At 46.7% G+C, this 15,135-nt stretch carries 14 protein-coding genes; 7 read left to right on the forward strand and 7 right to left on the reverse strand.

What is annotated here, in order from left to right:
* On the reverse strand, window positions 1-128 hold a 128-nt coding region (locus Q5691_RS27785), incomplete at its 3' end, for a transposase (RefSeq protein ID WP_445305844.1).
* A gap of 110 nt (window positions 129-238) precedes the next feature.
* Entirely contained in the window at window positions 239-682 is a 444-nt protein-coding gene (locus Q5691_RS21870; protein ID WP_333346993.1) for a transposase family protein, read from the reverse strand.
* 131 nt (window positions 683-813) lie between these two features.
* Between Q5691_RS21870 and trpC the strand changes: the two genes are divergently transcribed.
* The 3 genes from trpC to Q5691_RS21885 all read left to right on the forward strand — a co-directional run bounded on the left by trpC (window position 814) and on the right by Q5691_RS21885 (window position 3,545).
* Entirely contained in the window at window positions 814-1,713 is a 900-nt protein-coding gene (gene trpC / locus Q5691_RS21875; RefSeq protein WP_333216877.1) for an indole-3-glycerol phosphate synthase TrpC, read from the forward strand.
* A gap of 350 nt (window positions 1,714-2,063) precedes the next feature.
* Complete coding sequence (locus Q5691_RS21880; protein ID WP_041623669.1) at window positions 2,064-2,309, forward strand: DUF5340 domain-containing protein; 246 nt, start codon at window positions 2,064-2,066, stop codon at window positions 2,307-2,309.
* Between the two features lie 78 nt (window positions 2,310-2,387).
* On the forward strand, window positions 2,388-3,545 hold the full coding sequence (locus Q5691_RS21885; protein WP_333346996.1) for an alanine--glyoxylate aminotransferase family protein: 1,158 nt from the start codon (window positions 2,388-2,390) through the stop codon (window positions 3,543-3,545).
* Window positions 3,546-3,600: 55 nt separating this feature from the next.
* On the opposite strand, the gene Q5691_RS21890 is transcribed toward Q5691_RS21885, so the two are convergent.
* The 4 genes from Q5691_RS21890 to nblR form a co-directional block, all read right to left on the reverse strand.
* Window positions 3,601-3,816: a DUF2949 domain-containing protein gene (locus tag Q5691_RS21890; RefSeq protein WP_333216882.1), complete on the reverse strand. Its 216-nt coding sequence runs from the start codon at window positions 3,814-3,816 to the stop codon at window positions 3,601-3,603.
* Between the two features lie 12 nt (window positions 3,817-3,828).
* Window positions 3,829-4,143 (reverse strand): hypothetical protein, encoded by a 315-nt coding sequence (locus Q5691_RS21895; protein WP_333216884.1) that lies wholly within the window; start codon window positions 4,141-4,143, stop codon window positions 3,829-3,831.
* A gap of 497 nt (window positions 4,144-4,640) precedes the next feature.
* Window positions 4,641-5,156 (reverse strand): DUF192 domain-containing protein, encoded by a 516-nt coding sequence (locus Q5691_RS21900; protein ID WP_333216886.1) that lies wholly within the window; start codon window positions 5,154-5,156, stop codon window positions 4,641-4,643.
* Between the two features lie 107 nt (window positions 5,157-5,263).
* Window positions 5,264-5,959, reverse strand: coding sequence for a response regulator transcription factor NblR (nblR, locus tag Q5691_RS21905; RefSeq protein ID WP_333216888.1), 696 nt, complete (start codon window positions 5,957-5,959; stop codon window positions 5,264-5,266).
* Window positions 5,960-6,202: 243 nt separating this feature from the next.
* Between nblR and rbsK the strand changes: the two genes are divergently transcribed.
* On the forward strand, window positions 6,203-7,129 hold the full coding sequence (rbsK, locus tag Q5691_RS21910) for a ribokinase (RefSeq protein WP_333346999.1): 927 nt from the start codon (window positions 6,203-6,205) through the stop codon (window positions 7,127-7,129).
* A 183-nt stretch (window positions 7,130-7,312) separates the two neighbouring features.
* Here rbsK and Q5691_RS21915 read toward each other — a convergent pair whose 3' ends face one another.
* Window positions 7,313-8,590 carry a ribulose bisphosphate carboxylase small subunit gene (locus Q5691_RS21915; protein WP_333347002.1) on the reverse strand — a complete coding sequence of 426 codons (1,278 nt, stop codon included), beginning with the start codon at window positions 8,588-8,590 and terminating at the stop codon, window positions 7,313-7,315.
* 128 nt (window positions 8,591-8,718) lie between these two features.
* Here Q5691_RS21915 and Q5691_RS21920 point away from each other — a divergent pair, with 128 nt between their 5' ends.
* The 3 genes from Q5691_RS21920 (at window position 8,719) to Q5691_RS21930 (ending at window position 15,130) form a co-directional block, all read left to right on the forward strand.
* Window positions 8,719-9,990: an aspartate aminotransferase family protein gene (locus tag Q5691_RS21920; RefSeq protein ID WP_333214556.1), complete on the forward strand. Its 1,272-nt coding sequence runs from the start codon at window positions 8,719-8,721 to the stop codon at window positions 9,988-9,990.
* A gap of 585 nt (window positions 9,991-10,575) precedes the next feature.
* Window positions 10,576-11,433: a transposase gene (locus Q5691_RS21925; protein ID WP_333347004.1), complete on the forward strand. Its 858-nt coding sequence runs from the start codon at window positions 10,576-10,578 to the stop codon at window positions 11,431-11,433.
* 40 nt (window positions 11,434-11,473) lie between these two features.
* Window positions 11,474-15,130, forward strand: coding sequence for a CHAT domain-containing tetratricopeptide repeat protein (locus Q5691_RS21930; protein WP_333347007.1), 3,657 nt, complete (start codon window positions 11,474-11,476; stop codon window positions 15,128-15,130).
* Window positions 15,131-15,135: the final 5 nt, after the last annotated feature.

Below are 15,135 nucleotides of genomic sequence, written 5' to 3' on the forward strand. Positions count from 1 at the left end.
ACTTTGGCATTTGGGAATACTTTTTTGATAACTTTAGGGAATCCTCCCCACATATCAACACTGACTTCCTCAACTTGCTCACGAACCTCAATTGCTTGTTGCACTTCTGACTTGAATGATTTTTTCACAGCGATGAGAATCAATCATCTCAATTAAATTACCTTCGCCCAGGTCACTCACAACAGTAACAAAATTTCCTTGACCTTTTCGCATACTTATCTCATCCAGACCAATTTGTTTAACCCGTTGCCAATTCGGTTTTTTTTAGGGTGTTTACCTGCTTAAATATTCCTTTTATTTCGTCATAACTCAGTCCTTCTTCTCGTCCAATTTGCTCCATGCTCGATTGTTTAACACGCTCATAAATATTTTGTTTATATCGTTGAGTATGCCGTCTTTTAACGTCCCAACAATCTAATTTTTCTGTGGGATACCGTTGACATATAGGACAGTAAAACTGCCGTCGTGGGATTTTTAGATATACAGGACGACCAAAAACCGACAAATCTCTTACTAAAATTGGTCGATTTTGATGCAGTTTTTCGGTAGGATTGTTACAATGATGACAAACAATTCTTTCTGATAAAATGCTCAGTCCCAAGAAAATTTTTCCCTCAACTTGAGTACAAGTTTCAACCCTGACTCCAGGCAAGGCTAATAGATAGTCTAGATGGAAGCTCATAACGGTAAATGTATTAGTAGGTACATTTTACACCATAAACTCAGGAGAGCCTCGCATTTTATCATAAATTGAAAAGAGCGATCGACCTTATATAATAGAAACTTGTTACGATCGCCCTTTATCCCCCTATCATGCTTCAAATCCGCCGTCGTCCCCCCAGCACATCCGTCTCCGTACTCTACCTCAGCTACCAAATCGCGGTACCCGACGCCGAACCCCAGCACATTCTCGAAGAAATCGTCTGGGAAAAAGAAGCCGAAGTAGCCCAAAAGCGCGATCGCACTCCCTTATCCGAACTTCACAAAAAACTCCCCTTCGCACCGCCAACTCGCGACTTTCTTGCCGCCCTTAAAAACGGCAAAACCACACCCGCTATCATCGCCGAAGTCAAAAAAGCTTCTCCCAGTAAAGGCGTAATTCGCGAAGATTTCGATCCGGTGGCGATCGCCCTAGCTTACCAACAAAACGGCGCTAGCTGCATCTCCGTACTCACCGATGAAAAGTTTTTTCAAGGTAGCTTCGACAACCTCGCTAAAATCCGTGCCGCCGTCGATTTACCCTTACTTTGCAAAGAGTTTATTATCTATCCCTACCAAATTTATCTCGCCCGCATTCACGGCGCTGATGCCGTACTTTTAATCGCCGCCATTCTGTCTGATAAAGACTTACAATACTTTGTCAAAATTGTCAAGACTTTGGGCATGACAGCTTTAATAGAAGTTCACACTCTCGAAGAACTCGATCGAGTATTAACCCTAGAAGGCGTTAACCTGATCGGCATCAACAACCGCAACCTAGCAGACTTTTCCGTCAGTTTAGAAACCACCAGCCAACTATTAGCCTCCCGCCAAACCGAAATCCAAGCAAAAGGCATCCTCATCGTCAGCGAGTCAGGAATCCACACTCCCGACGACCTCGCTAAACTTGCCACCGCCGGAGCCGAAGCCGTCCTCATCGGCGAATCTCTGGTCAAGCAGCCCGATCCGGGCGCCGCTTTAGCCTCCCTTGCCGATCACCCTCCCAGCCTGTGAAAGGCGAGACCGCTTGACAAAGCACCCTTAATTCTGATAAAAAATGATTAAGTAGGTAAATAATGAGAATTTCTAGCCTGCATCGACTCAAGCGCTACTGTAAAAAAGAAATAGCACTGAAAGCTATATTGCATAGAAATATTTTGCCAGAAAGCAATTAAATCTATTCTGTAAGCCTGTCGATCGCAAAATTTAGCGTGTGCAACGCCCCCAGCCCCGAATATTTGATCGGCAAAGCAGGGGTTATTGTACGGTTAGAAAACAAATAAAAAATCGGGCATCTAATGTTCACCTGTGATGCCTCATGCAATTGCAATGGGGTGTCGGTTCGCTGAGGTATGTTAGCTTTCATGGAGCCAATCCCCCTTCCTTCGTACATTCATTATGAATTGCTACTTCAATTGTTAGAACGCAAAACGATGTTTGCTGTCAGTCCACAATCGCCGCAGCAGCAACAAGTACACCAACTTATTATTACACTGCGTAAAGCCCTTGCCATTCAAAAGCAATTAGAACAAAGCTGCGAGCGATCGAACTTAGCGGTAGAACATCGCTGGTCTCTAAATGAAATTAACCACAAGGGAGTTAAAAGTTAAAAAACTTAGAGTAGCGACGTGACGTATCGTATTTGATTTATTCTATATAACTCCCACAGAAAAACTTAGGACAATATCATGGACAACAAATTAATGCTGATGATTCCCGGCCCGACGCCGGTACCTGAAGCGGCCTTGTTAGCGATGGCAAAACACCCGATGGGCCACCGCAGCAAGGAATTTGACGGGATTTTTGCAGAATGTACGGAAAACCTCAAATGGCTGCACCAAACAAAAAGTGACGTGCTGAGTTTAACGGTTTCTGGTACCGGCGCAATGGAAGCTGGGATAATTAATTTCTTGAGTGCGGGCGATCGAGTTTTAGTCGGATGCAACGGCAAATTTGGTGAACGTTGGGCTGAAGTCGCCGAAGCTTATGGTTTAAACGCCGAAATTATTAAAGCCGAGTGGGGCCAACCTTTAGACCCCGAAAACTTCCGCGAAAAACTCGAAGCAGATACAGAGAAGCAAATCAAAGCTGTCATCATCACCCACTCGGAAACCTCTACCGGCGTCCTCAACGACCTCGAAACCATCAACCGCCACGTTAAAGCCCACGGTGAAGCTTTAATTATGGTCGATGCTGTCACTAGCTTAGGCGCTGTCAATATTCCGATGGACGCTTGGGAAATCGATGTCATTGCTTCGGGTTCTCAGAAAGCTTACATGATTCCTCCAGGTTTGGGTTTTGTGGCCGTCAGTCCCAAAGCTTGGGAAGCTTACAAAACTGCGAAACTGCCCCGCTATTATTTGGATTTGGGCAAATATAGCAAAGACGCTGCCAAAAATACGACTCCTTTTACTCCCCCTGTCAATATGTTTTTTGCCCTGCAAGCATCGCTGCAGATGATGAAAACAGAAGGGTTAGAAAATATTTTCGCGCGGCACAAACGGTTGATGACAACTACTCGCGCTGCTGTAAAAGCTTTAGGTTTGCCGTTGTTTGCTGCTGACGATGCCGCCAGCCCTGCGATTACTTCGGTTATGCCGCCAGCATCCGTAGATGCTCAAAAAGTGCGGACTTTGATGAGAAAGAGATTTGACATTGCTCTCGCCGACGGACAAGACCATTTGAAAGGTAAAATCTTCCGAATCGGTCATTTGGGCTTTGTGTGCGATCGCGATATTCTAGCAGCAATTTCCTCTTTAGAAGTAGTGTTGCAAGAATTGGGTCATGAAGGCTACACTCCTGGTGCCGGCGTTGCCGCTGCTGCCAAGTTCTTGGCTGAATCCTAATCCAAGTTATTAAAGGATTTTGGATTTTGGATTCTCTCTAAAATCTAAAATCCTTTTAATATGCTTCGGATAACCAATCAAAGATTTTATCCAACTGTTCGAGAGTGACTAAACCGTATTGCCACAGAACCATCGGCAAGGAATTCGGGTCTTTATCGCGCTGCGGCTGTTTGTCACCGCCACGACGTTCAGCGACAGCAATTGACGCGGGCGAAATTGCCAAATCTTCTTGTAAAAAGCGAATTAATCGAGTGTATTTAGCGGGTGCCATGTGATTTCACCTCTAAGTATAGGACACCATTTTCTGATGTGAACCTGATGTTTTTGATGAGTAATAAGCCAGTTTTAAATTTGTCTTGTTACCGTTGATAGCTTTTAAAACGCTATTAGCGGTTGAACTGCCAAACGTAATGCTGAGTGCTACTGTAAAGCTAACCTTTCCCAAAAAGTGAAAGGTTTTGCAATTTTCCTGATGTCGGCCCGATCGACTTGCGATCGCGATCGAACCTAAACTGAATACCTCGGCATCTTTGCAGCGCGAATCAGAATAAATTCTGCTACCTAAAACTACTAAACCAAGTTCAGAGTTTAACTTCATCTGCCAAAATGCAGAATCCGCAAATCTACTTCGACAAAATTAGTTAGATATTTCGATCAAACCCGAAACTGCTACCAGAAGTTAAGTTTGCCAATTCCCGCCAATTAACTTGGCTCGTAGCATATTACTTTAGATAGGTTTAGTAGATTTACCTCGATCGCCAGAACTTCCAGAGAATTTCTTTTCGTGTTGCTACACCTTGAGGCTGAGTATCGTCTCTCAGGATTGGTAACGAGTCGCTGACTCGTCTCATACCTGCGACCAACCATCTACAGCTTCCGGAAACAAGCTCAAGTCCTGACTGACTGAGATCGACATCGTAGCAAATCTTTGGGTGTTTGTACTGAATCTTACATTAATATCTTAACAAATTTAATCAATTTTTGTAAAGTTTCTAAATTTTCGCCGGTATTCCGAAGGTAGGGGGATCTCTGGGCGATGCAAACCGGGGGATTTTGTCTGTCTCCAGCTTTTACTTACTGAAACAGTCCGAAGTTTTACTGGAAAAACTCGATTTCAATACGATCGCCCACTTTGACACCGAGTTCAGCAGCTCGCCCGCCCCGAAGTTCAATAACTCGATCGACAGCAGTATCGGGCCCGTAGGTAGGACAAGGATCTGCAGTACAAGGAGGTGCAGAAACTTCGATCGCCTCAACCACCCCATCCCGGATAAAAATCATATCCAGAGAAATCTTGCAATTTTTCATCCAAAAATTGACCCGCCGCGTCGGTTTAAACTCAAACAGCATTCCTCTGTCATCCGGCAAAGAAGTTCTGTACATTAAACCCATAGCCTGTTGTTCCGGTGTTTTCGCCACTTCGAGTTCGATTGGGCGATCGCCTATCCGAGCTCTAGCAGCAACAGGCAGCACTTGACCCGATGTTTTCGCCGTCGGAGACTGATCCGCCAAAATACCAGTAGCACCAGCATTCGCGACAGGTAAAGTCGGCGAACATCCCAGCAAAAATATACTTACTCCAATACCGAGCAAATTAGTTAAATAACTCATAATGATTTTAGATTTTAGATTTTAGATTTTAGATTGGGCATAGGGCATGGGGCATAGGGCATGGGGCATGGGCATTGTTGACTAATGACTAATGACTAATGACTTCTTCAAGCTTCCCGCATCACATAGCCAACACCGCGCACCGTCTGAATCAAACGCTTTTCGCCCTCATCTTCTATCTTGAGCCGCAGATAGCGGATGTAAACCTCAATCACATTCGACTCGCCCAGAAAGTCGTAACCCCAAACGTTTTCCAGAATTTGTTCCCGAGTCAAAACCTCGCGGGGATGTTCCATCAAATACTTTAGCAGCTCATATTCCTTCATCGTCAGGTCGATCGCCCGTCCATTGCGTAAGGCCCGCCTAGATGCTAAATCCAAAACTAAATCGCCAAACCTCAATTGTTCGTTGCTGGTGTTATCCGGCTGCAAATACAAGCGCACCAACTGCAAAAACTCCTCAGTGCGGTAAGGTTTGAGAAAATAATCATCCGCCCCAGCTTCCAGACAAGCTACGCGATCGTCAACTGTATCACGACCGACCAATAGCAGTACCGGCACCCGATTGCCAATACTTCTGAGGTAAGAACACAGTGACAGCCCCGACTCAGGGCCAAGTATCCGATCAATTACAATCAAAGCTGGCTGCAATTCACTGGCTAAATGTTGACCGGTGGCGGTATTAGAAGCCACTACCGGTTCGTAGCCGGAGGATTTTAAGTCGAGACTCAAGTGTCCGGCGAGAACTTCGTCTGTTTCAACTAGCAGGACACAGGGATTGCGATCGAGAGTAATTGCAGCCATTGAATTGACCGGTGAAGACCATAACTGTTCTAGCACGTCTTAAGGAAGAGAGGGAGAGTGGGAGAGAGGGAGAGGGGGAGAATGGGAGAGTGGGAGAATTACCAATTACCAATTAAACTATTTGGCATTTAAATAGAAGCTCGATCGCCCCGGGCTATCCTGCCCGCCCCACGAGAGTTTAAGTAAAAAGTAGCTTACAAATTAAATGCGCTACAGCTTACCAATTACCAAATTGAATAATTTATGACCATCATCGTATTCGGCAGTATCAACATCGACCTAGCAGCAAAAACTCCCCGGTTGCCGCAGCCAGGGGAAACTATCATCGGTAGCAATTTTTTCACAGCCGGCGGCGGCAAAGGAGCAAATCAAGCCGTCGCGGCCGCCCGTCTCGGCACTTCTACCAACATCATCGGCCGCGTCGGCAACGATAAATTTGCTGAAGAATTATTGACAAATTTACAATCTTATGGTTTAAGTACAGACAATGTATTAATAGACCAAAATACTCATTCAGGAGTGGCAATTATCGCGGTAGACGAGACAGGTCAAAATAATATTATTGTGATTCCGGGCGCGAATAACAATGTCGGTGAAGCAGAGATACAACGTCTCAAAAAACTTTTAACAGGAGCTACATCTTTGCTGTTACAGTTAGAAATTCCCCTGAAAATTGTCCAAAAAGCTGCGAAAGCTGCTCGTCAAGCGGGGGTGCGAGTTATTCTCGATCCAGCACCGGCTAGGGCGGATTTGCCGATCGAACTTTATCCGCTAATTGACATTATCACGCCGAATGAAGTGGAAGCCAGCCAGTTAGTCGGTTTTCGGGTGAATGACACGGAAACAGCGATTGTAGCTGCCAAACACTTGCAGGAGCGTGGCGTCAAGAATGTTATTGTCAAATTGGGCGATCGGGGGGCTGTTGCTGTTACGGCGGATGAAACCTTTTTTGTACCGGCTTTTGCTGTAGAGGCGATCGACACTGTGGCTGCTGGCGATGCTTTTAACGGCGGTTTTGCCTCTGCATTAGATGCCGGTCTGTCCTTGTCAGAGGCGGTGCGGTGGGGCGCAGCAGCGGGCGCTCTGTGCACAACTAAAGTGGGTGCTCAAGGTGCTATGTGCGATCGGGCAACTTTTGATAATTTTTTACATAATAGACTTCTTGCATAAATCTTTGATTGATAGGTTAACCGCAGATTTCAGGCAGATAAACACAGATGAACGCAGATAATTTCAAGAGATTAAAGTGAACGACCATAATAGGTCTATTTTATGTAAAAAAATCATAATCTTGTGGGGTGGGCTTCTAGCCCGCCCCAAATATGCAAGAATTTAAATCTGTAAACGCTTGTCCTACTTTTCTGGCCGCTGAATAATTGTTTCAACTACCCGCCGCTTGACTTTTGGATCGATACCAATCAGCCGCACGTATTCGCCGCCGTGTTCCGCCAAACAAGTTTCTAAAGATGCAACCACATCTTTTTCCTGTGCAGTTTTAATCGTCGCGCAACTTTGCCAAGAACCAGTCTTAAATCGGCGATTATCTGCATATTCCATGCCAATTTTGCAGCCTCTTGCTAACAACTGCTTTACTTGTTCCAATACCTCGGAACTCAGCCGCGCCGCATGACCGTTACCCGCTTCAGAACTTGGCTCAACGTAAGCCTTATAATATTTGGATGACGGGTCGTTTAATTCACTTTGCGTGGGCGCAGCAGCAGGGACATTGGGGGTTCCTTGAACGTTGAACAGGCGCGATTGGTTGTATTCATCTACTAAGCGCATTTCCTTAATCCGCTTTTGTTGACCCACCATCAAACTGCCCATTTCTATTAAATGAGCGAGGCTGAAATTCGGGTTATGGAAATCTGGCGCTGCTTCCAAAGTGTTTACCAAACGCTTGGAAACTCGTTCGATTCCTACTTTGTGAATGAATTCGCGGATTTGTTCGTCATAAATGCGCGATCGCAAAGCGCTAAAAAAGTCGATCGCCTGATCGGCAAAATTATCCACTAACGCCACAATATCGGTTTTTGACAATTTGTCCGACTCAAAAATTCCCCCAACAATGCCAATTTTATCATCCCGGCTCGGTTCCCAATAAAACTTCTCCATCCGCCCGTCGCGAATCAGCGGCGCGTACAGCGTAGAAAAATCATTTCCGGTGACAATAATTGGCACTCGGTGCAGCGGCGTACTGTCATAACTTCCCGGTAACTGCACATTAGTTGGATTATCAGCAATATTCATCAGAGTCGCATTGACCATCTGAGTATTGACAGTATATTGAGTAGTAGTATCGAACCTGCCAGCACCAGCATCCAAATCGTTAATAAAGATGGCGCACATCTCACCCCGCACCCTAATTTGCTCTGCAGCTTCCCGGTAGCGCAAGCGAATTAAACGCGCCGGATCTCCTGCATCCGGGCTTTCTAATTCCCCACCAGATATCATCACCGGTTCAAAGCCCATCCGCCGAAAAACCAGTTCGGTTTGAAAAGTTTTGCCTTCTCCTTTGCGGCCGTGAATTCCCAAAATTAGGGGAACTCTTACCCCTGGTAAATTTAAAAAGTTTTTAGTGACGTGCACCGCAACTTTATCGAGAAAGTTAGGAGAAATGTAATAACTCATCAGTAGATTTGTGAGGGATTAATTGAGGTTACTGTTATGATTTTATGACAAAACTAACAGCCTGCACCGCTAACCTGGATTTTTACCGTACAATCGAGGTCTGAATATTATGTGTTAAGGAGCGATTCGTGAGTCCAGAAACCTTACTAAAAGAACCAAGCGTGCAAGCCGAAGCCAGTCCCTTCAGTTCTGAGAGCTTCGACAGCTATGTAATGACAACTTACGGGCGTTTTGCGATCGCCCTAGAACGGGGCCTCGGCTGCCGCGTTTGGGATACCGAGGGCCGCGAATATCTCGATTTTGTGGCTGGTATTGCTACCTGCACTCTGGGACACGCGCACCCGGCAATGATTGCAGCGGTAACTCAGCAAATTCAGACCCTGCACCACGTTTCTAATCTTTATTACATCCCCGTACAAGGCGAGTTGGCGAAGTGGCTTGTAGACCATTCTTGCGCGGACAGAGCCTTCTTTTGCAACTCTGGCGCGGAAGCTAATGAAGCGGCAATTAAACTCGCCCGCAAGTACGCCCACGAAAAATTAAATATCTCGAATCCGACAATCATTACCGCTGTTGCGAGTTTCCACGGGCGGACTTTGGCGACAATTACGGCCACGGGACAGCCTAAATACCAGAAGGGTTTTAGCCCTTTGGTTCCCGGATTTCACTACGTGCCCTACAACGATATTAGTGCGATCGAAAGTGCGATCGAGCAACTCGACAAAGACGAACGCCAAGTAGCTGCAATTATGCTGGAAGCGCTGCAAGGTGAAGGCGGAGTTCGCCCCGGAGATATCGCCTACTTCCAGCGCATTCGGGAAATTTGCGACGAAAAAGGCATTTTGCTGATTCTCGACGAAGTGCAAGTCGGGATGGGACGCAGCGGCAAATACTGGGGCTACGAAAACCTCGGCATTGAACCTGATATCTTTACATCCGCGAAAGGGTTGGGCGGCGGTATTCCGATCGGCGCTATGCTGTGCAAATCTTCCTGCGATGTATTTGAACCGGGAAGTCACGCCAGCACATTCGGCGGCAATCCTTTTGCTTGCGCTGTAGCTTTGTGTGTGTGCCAAACTTTAGAACGGGAAAACCTTCTAGAAAATGTGCAGCAGCGCGGGGAACAGTTGAAAGCAGGGCTCAACAAGTTGGCGGCCGAATATCCGCATTTAATTGCCGAAGTGCGCGGCTGGGGTTTGATTGTTGGGATGGAATTGCAAGCTGATATCGAACTTACATCCGCTGATATCGTCAAATCTGCGATCGCCGCAGGAGTTTTGTTGGTTCCTGCAGGCCCGAAAGTGCTGAGGTTTGTCCCGCCGCTGATTGTCACCGCCGCTGAAGTCGATCGAGCTCTGCAGGCAGTGGAGTCAGCCTTGCGTTCTCAAGCGGTACAGTAAAATCTACTGAGTTGCTTTTTGTTAGCTGTAGCGCTGAAACTCGCGCAATATCCTAGATAACTCACTTAGTCCAGGACACACTCTTCCTCAGAAACCGGGTTTCTTTCAAGATTTCTCGTTACTAAACCCAATATTTTCCCAGAAACCAGGTTTCTTAGCGTAAGTCTGATCGGGGTAAAAGTAAACCCGCCCCGCTGCAAGTCTGTGGGGGCGGGTTTTTCAATTTTAGAAAGGCCTGTGAAACCCGCCCCCACATGGTGACGGTGCCTTTAACCGCGATTTTACTCAAGAGGCACGCGCAAAATCATACTATTAGCGATCGTAGGTGCTAGTTTCGCTATGTGAGTGTCTGTTGGGACTGGTGAATCCTGGTTTAACTATTTCGGGCCCTTCCCACTAAACCGAGTACCGTTATAGTGGGAAGGGCGGGTGATGACGATTGCATCCTCAAGTAATTTTGCTTATCGCTTTCAAGAGAGAAAAGATGTAATCCTCGTCACAAAAAAAATTTTTTCGTAATGCTTTGATCATCAACTGTATACTGTATATTGTGAGAGAATAGAAGAACCAAGGAGGTGATGTTGATTGCTACACCAGGCTATCCAAGTTAGTTTGTATCCTACCCAAAATCAACAAATACAAGTAGCTTCAACTTTTGGGTGTGCGCGTTGGTGGTCTAATTATGGTCTAAATAAATCAATTGAAGTTTATAAAAAAACTGGTAAAGGACTTGGCTGCTTCGGGTTAAACACACTTTTACTGACTCTCAAAAAATTAGATAAAAGTGGATGGTTAGGTGAGTTATACAGCCAATTTTTGCAATTTACTACGCTCAATTTAACCACTGCCTACAAAAATTTTTTTGATAGATTGGCGGGTTTTTATAAGTTCCCACCTCAAGATAAAAAACAGTCATTTCAGTATCCTAAAAACGTCAAATTGGTAGCGGTTACTAGAATTTTCCGGTATATCGAAATAACTAAGCCCCAAATAAATAGATATAGATTAAGTGAGGGTGAAATTCATAATTCAATTATTAGTAAAAAATATTCAGGGAAATATCTTGCATCTATACTGACTGAAATCCAAGCTGAGAACCAGACAACAAAAGAAGGTAAGATTGCGGGCATTGATTGCGGGAACTTAGTCGAGATTGATAGAGGGGTTTCCACTTCCAAACTTTGTTCTAATTGTTTCGATCAAATGACCGAGATGCCATTAGATATGAGGGAAGAGACTTGTCCTCACTGTGCTAGCGATCGCGATCGGGAGGGGAATGCACCGATAAAGATGAAAGCAGAAGCTATCAAAACACTAAAGGCGGAAAGTTCAACCGTTTCTGCTTTAGGATGCGAGGTAAGACCAAAGGTTGGACGAAAGTCTCAGCTAAGGCACTCGCCTATGAGTACAGAAGCCCCTACTATATTCGGTACTACGATTTAGGGGTGGGTAGTTCACTTGGTTGCACAGAATCAGCGCTCCTATGGTTAATAGTTTGGCGGAATGCACGATGGACGAACAGCGTCGCAAAACTGATGTTAATATGCTCCAAGCGCTGCTGGAAAATCCTGGGGACTCAGGAATAGATTTGATTTTGAGGACGAACCCAAAGTCGATCGACTTTGGGTTCGTGCAAACGCTTTATTTGGAAGAACCGGCACTGACGCGAGAAAGTTTGCTGAAAGCTGCAAAATTTTTCCAAAGGGCGATCGCACCCTTAGAATCTGCAAAAGGGAATTATAAATTGCCCGCAACCGGGGCAGCATATCTGGCTTTTTTAGCAGAAGTCTTGCAGGCAGTGGCGCGCGGCGCTGATTCGCAGCACCTGTACTCGCTGCTGAGAAACCATTTAGACAAACTCGACCAGAATTTCGCACAACTGCTGCGCCACTGGGCCACTTTGGTGCTCCCTGCTGCCAAAGAATCGGAGACTAGGCGTATTGCAGCGTTAATCGGCAATCTGAGCAACAAAATTGGGCGGTTTCCCCTCGGCAGCAAGGCTCATAACTTGGAAATCGAAATTGCCGGTTACGAAACAGTTGCTAAGGTGTTTACCCGCAAAGACTTTCCCCAAGAATGGGCGGTGATGCAAAACAATCTGGGCAACGCTTATAGCGATCGCCCCAAAGGTGATAAGGCTCAAAATATCGAACAGGCGATCGCTTGCTTTGAAAATGCCCTACAAGTACGCACGCCCGAACAGTACCCGGAACAGTGGGCGACGCTGCAAAATAATCTGGGCAACGCTTACAGCGAGCGTCTCAGGGGAGATCCGGCAGACAATCTAGAACAGGCGATCGCCTGCTATCAAAACGCGCTGCAAGTTCGCAGCCGCGAGGCTTTCGGGGAAGAGTGGGCGAGCACTCAAAACAATCTCGGCCGTGCTTACAGCCGCCGACTACGGGGCAACCGAGCCCAAAATCTGGAACTGGCAGTCGCTTGCTACCAAAATGCTTTGCAAGTCTACAACCGCAAGGTGTTTCCCCGGCGTTGGGCCACAACTCAAAATAATTTGGCAAATGCTTACTGCGAGTTGCTGGGGGGCAACCGAGCCGAAAATCTGGAATACGCGGTTACGTGCTATCAGAGAGCTTTGCAGGTGCGGACTCGGGAAGCTTTTCCGCAGCAGTGGGCGACGACTCAAAGGAATTTGGGCCGGGTGTTTGTCGATCGCATCAAAGGCGATCCGGTGGAAAATTTGGAAATGGCGATCGTCTGCTATCAAAATGCTTTACAAGTCTACACCCGCATCAAATTTCCCGAAGCCTGGGCTTCGATCCAAACTTACCTCGGTAGGATCTACAGTCGGCGGGTGAAAGGGGAAAAAGCCGAAAATATGGAAATGGCGATCGCCTGCTATCAAAATGCTTTGCTGTTTTGCAACCGCCAAAAATCTCCCGAACGCTGGGCAATGCTGTGTGCCTACCTCGGCCGCGCTTTCTGCGAACACGTGAAAGGGGAAAAAAACCGCAACCTCAAAAGCGCGATCGCCTGCTATCAAAATGCGGGCGAAGTCTACACCAGGCAAGCCTATCCCAACCGCTGGGCAATGCTGCAAATTTATCTCGGCAGGGCTTATTCGCAACTGACCGAGGCGGAAAACTTGTCCCACATGGAAAGCGCGATCGGCTGCTATCAAAGCGCCTGTCAAGTCTACACTCGCGAAACCTATCCCCACCGCTGGGCTGAAATTTTATTTTATTTGGGTCAAGCTTACCGAATTCGAGGCGACTTGCTTCGCGCCTACGGGGTTTTTACTGCTGCTGTCGATACTGTGGAATTCTTGCGTTGCGAAGTTGGGGTTGATACAGTCGATTTTGGCGATCAGACGACTACCGCAAAAGTCAAATTAACCCGCACCTGGGCTGGACTCTATAAATGCCTGGTGCAAGTTTGCCTGGAACTTGGCGCCAGCCAACCTGAATATTATGCTAAGGCTCTGGAATACGCCGAACGCCACAAAAATCGGAATTTGGTACAACTGCTGGTTAAATGTTACTTGACTCCGAAAGCCGAAATTCCTGCAGCGGTGCGAAGCGAGTTGGAGTCGCTGCAACTGGAAATAGCGGGGGAACAGCGGCAGCAAGAACAGGGAGAACCTGAGCCAAACACGACCTTGATTTCTGAGGGCGATAGCCAAGGTTTGAGCAGCGGTTCTCTACTGCCGAACTCGGACTTCATGCACTTAAATCAATTGTGGAAGCAGTTTGATAGGTTGATTGCGCGGGAGGTGCAGGCAAACGACCCTTTCTTCAGCCTAGCTCACAAAGTTGAACCGATCGCTTTTGAGCAAATTCGCCAATTGTTGCCTGATGACAATTGCGCTGCTGTGGTGTGGGCGAGTTTGGGGGAGTTGCTGGTTGCTTTTGTGGTAGTAAAGAGTGCACAATATCCCGCCGTTCACCTGTGTTCGTCGGAAAATGCTTTGGCTGCCGAAAGTTGGGCCCAGGAGTACCTCACCGCTTATTCTGAACAAAAAGGTCGCTGGATCAATCATCTCCAGACTCGCCTCAAACGCTTGGCTACGATGCTGGAAATCGATCGAGTGGTGGCGCTGATTCCCGATAATTGCGATCGGCTGATTTTTGTGCCGCACCGATTTTTGCACGCTTTGCCACTCCACGCTTTGCCTTTGGCGGGGAGAGACGGGTTTGATGACGGTGGGGGAATTTTTAGGTCTGGGTGGAGTGATCGCAGCGGTTTTGATGTGGAAACCTACACCCTTTCGGATTTTTCTCAAAGTTCGTCTTTTGGCGACGTTGCAGCGCCTGCTGCTTCTTTGATCGATCGATTTGCCGGAGGAATTCGCTATGCTCCTAGCTGTCAGCTATTGCTGTTGAGACAAAGTGCACACGGAGCGGCTATTGGTCGGTACAGGCCCGGTTTGCAGCAGCTTTTGGCAATTCCAACTTTCACCAGAGATGCGTTCTACAGCAACATTGAAATCGGCAAGATTTCCCAATATTTTGCCAGTACAGAAGTTGTGCGCCATAAGCCGGCAATTAAAGAGGCTTTTTCCCAAGAAATGTCTGCTAATAATGGGAATTCGCCCCAGCAAATAGGGCAGTTACAGCAGAAAAAATGCGCTCACTTTGCTTGTTTGAGTTTGCTTAATTTGGCTTGGCCACTGAAATCCGCCGTGTTTTTGAGGAATGATTCTCTGAGTTTGGAGGAAATTTTTAATCTGGATTTTAGGCAATATTTTTTAGTTACTTTATCGGGTTGCGAAATTGCCGCTGGCGGAGTTAGCGGTGCTGGAGGAGATTTTGTGGGTTTGTCGGCGGGTTTGTTGTATGCTGGCACCTCTAGTGTGGTTAGCAGTCTTTGGAAGGTGAACGATGTTTCTACGCTGCTGCTGACGAGCAAGTTTTATGAAAATCTGGGACGGTTTTCTCGGTTGCAGGTGGGAGATGTGGCGATCGCCCTGGGGGAGGCTCAAAGGTGGCTGCGGGATTTGACTAGCGAGGAATTGGAGGTGTTGCTGGCGGATTTTCAACCTCAAATTTCGCAAATGTTCGATCGGCTTTCTCAAAGTTCTCGCCTGATTGCGGAGGCTTCTTTGCAGCAAATTCGCAACCGCAAACCCTATCCTTTTGCCAATCCTTATTATTGGGCGGCTTTTACTGCTGCTGGGGTTTAGTGATT

The sequence above is a fragment of the Microcoleus sp. w1-18aA5 genome (genome assembly GCF_036701705.1).
GTDB lineage: Bacteria > Cyanobacteriota > Cyanobacteriia > Cyanobacteriales > Microcoleaceae > Microcoleus.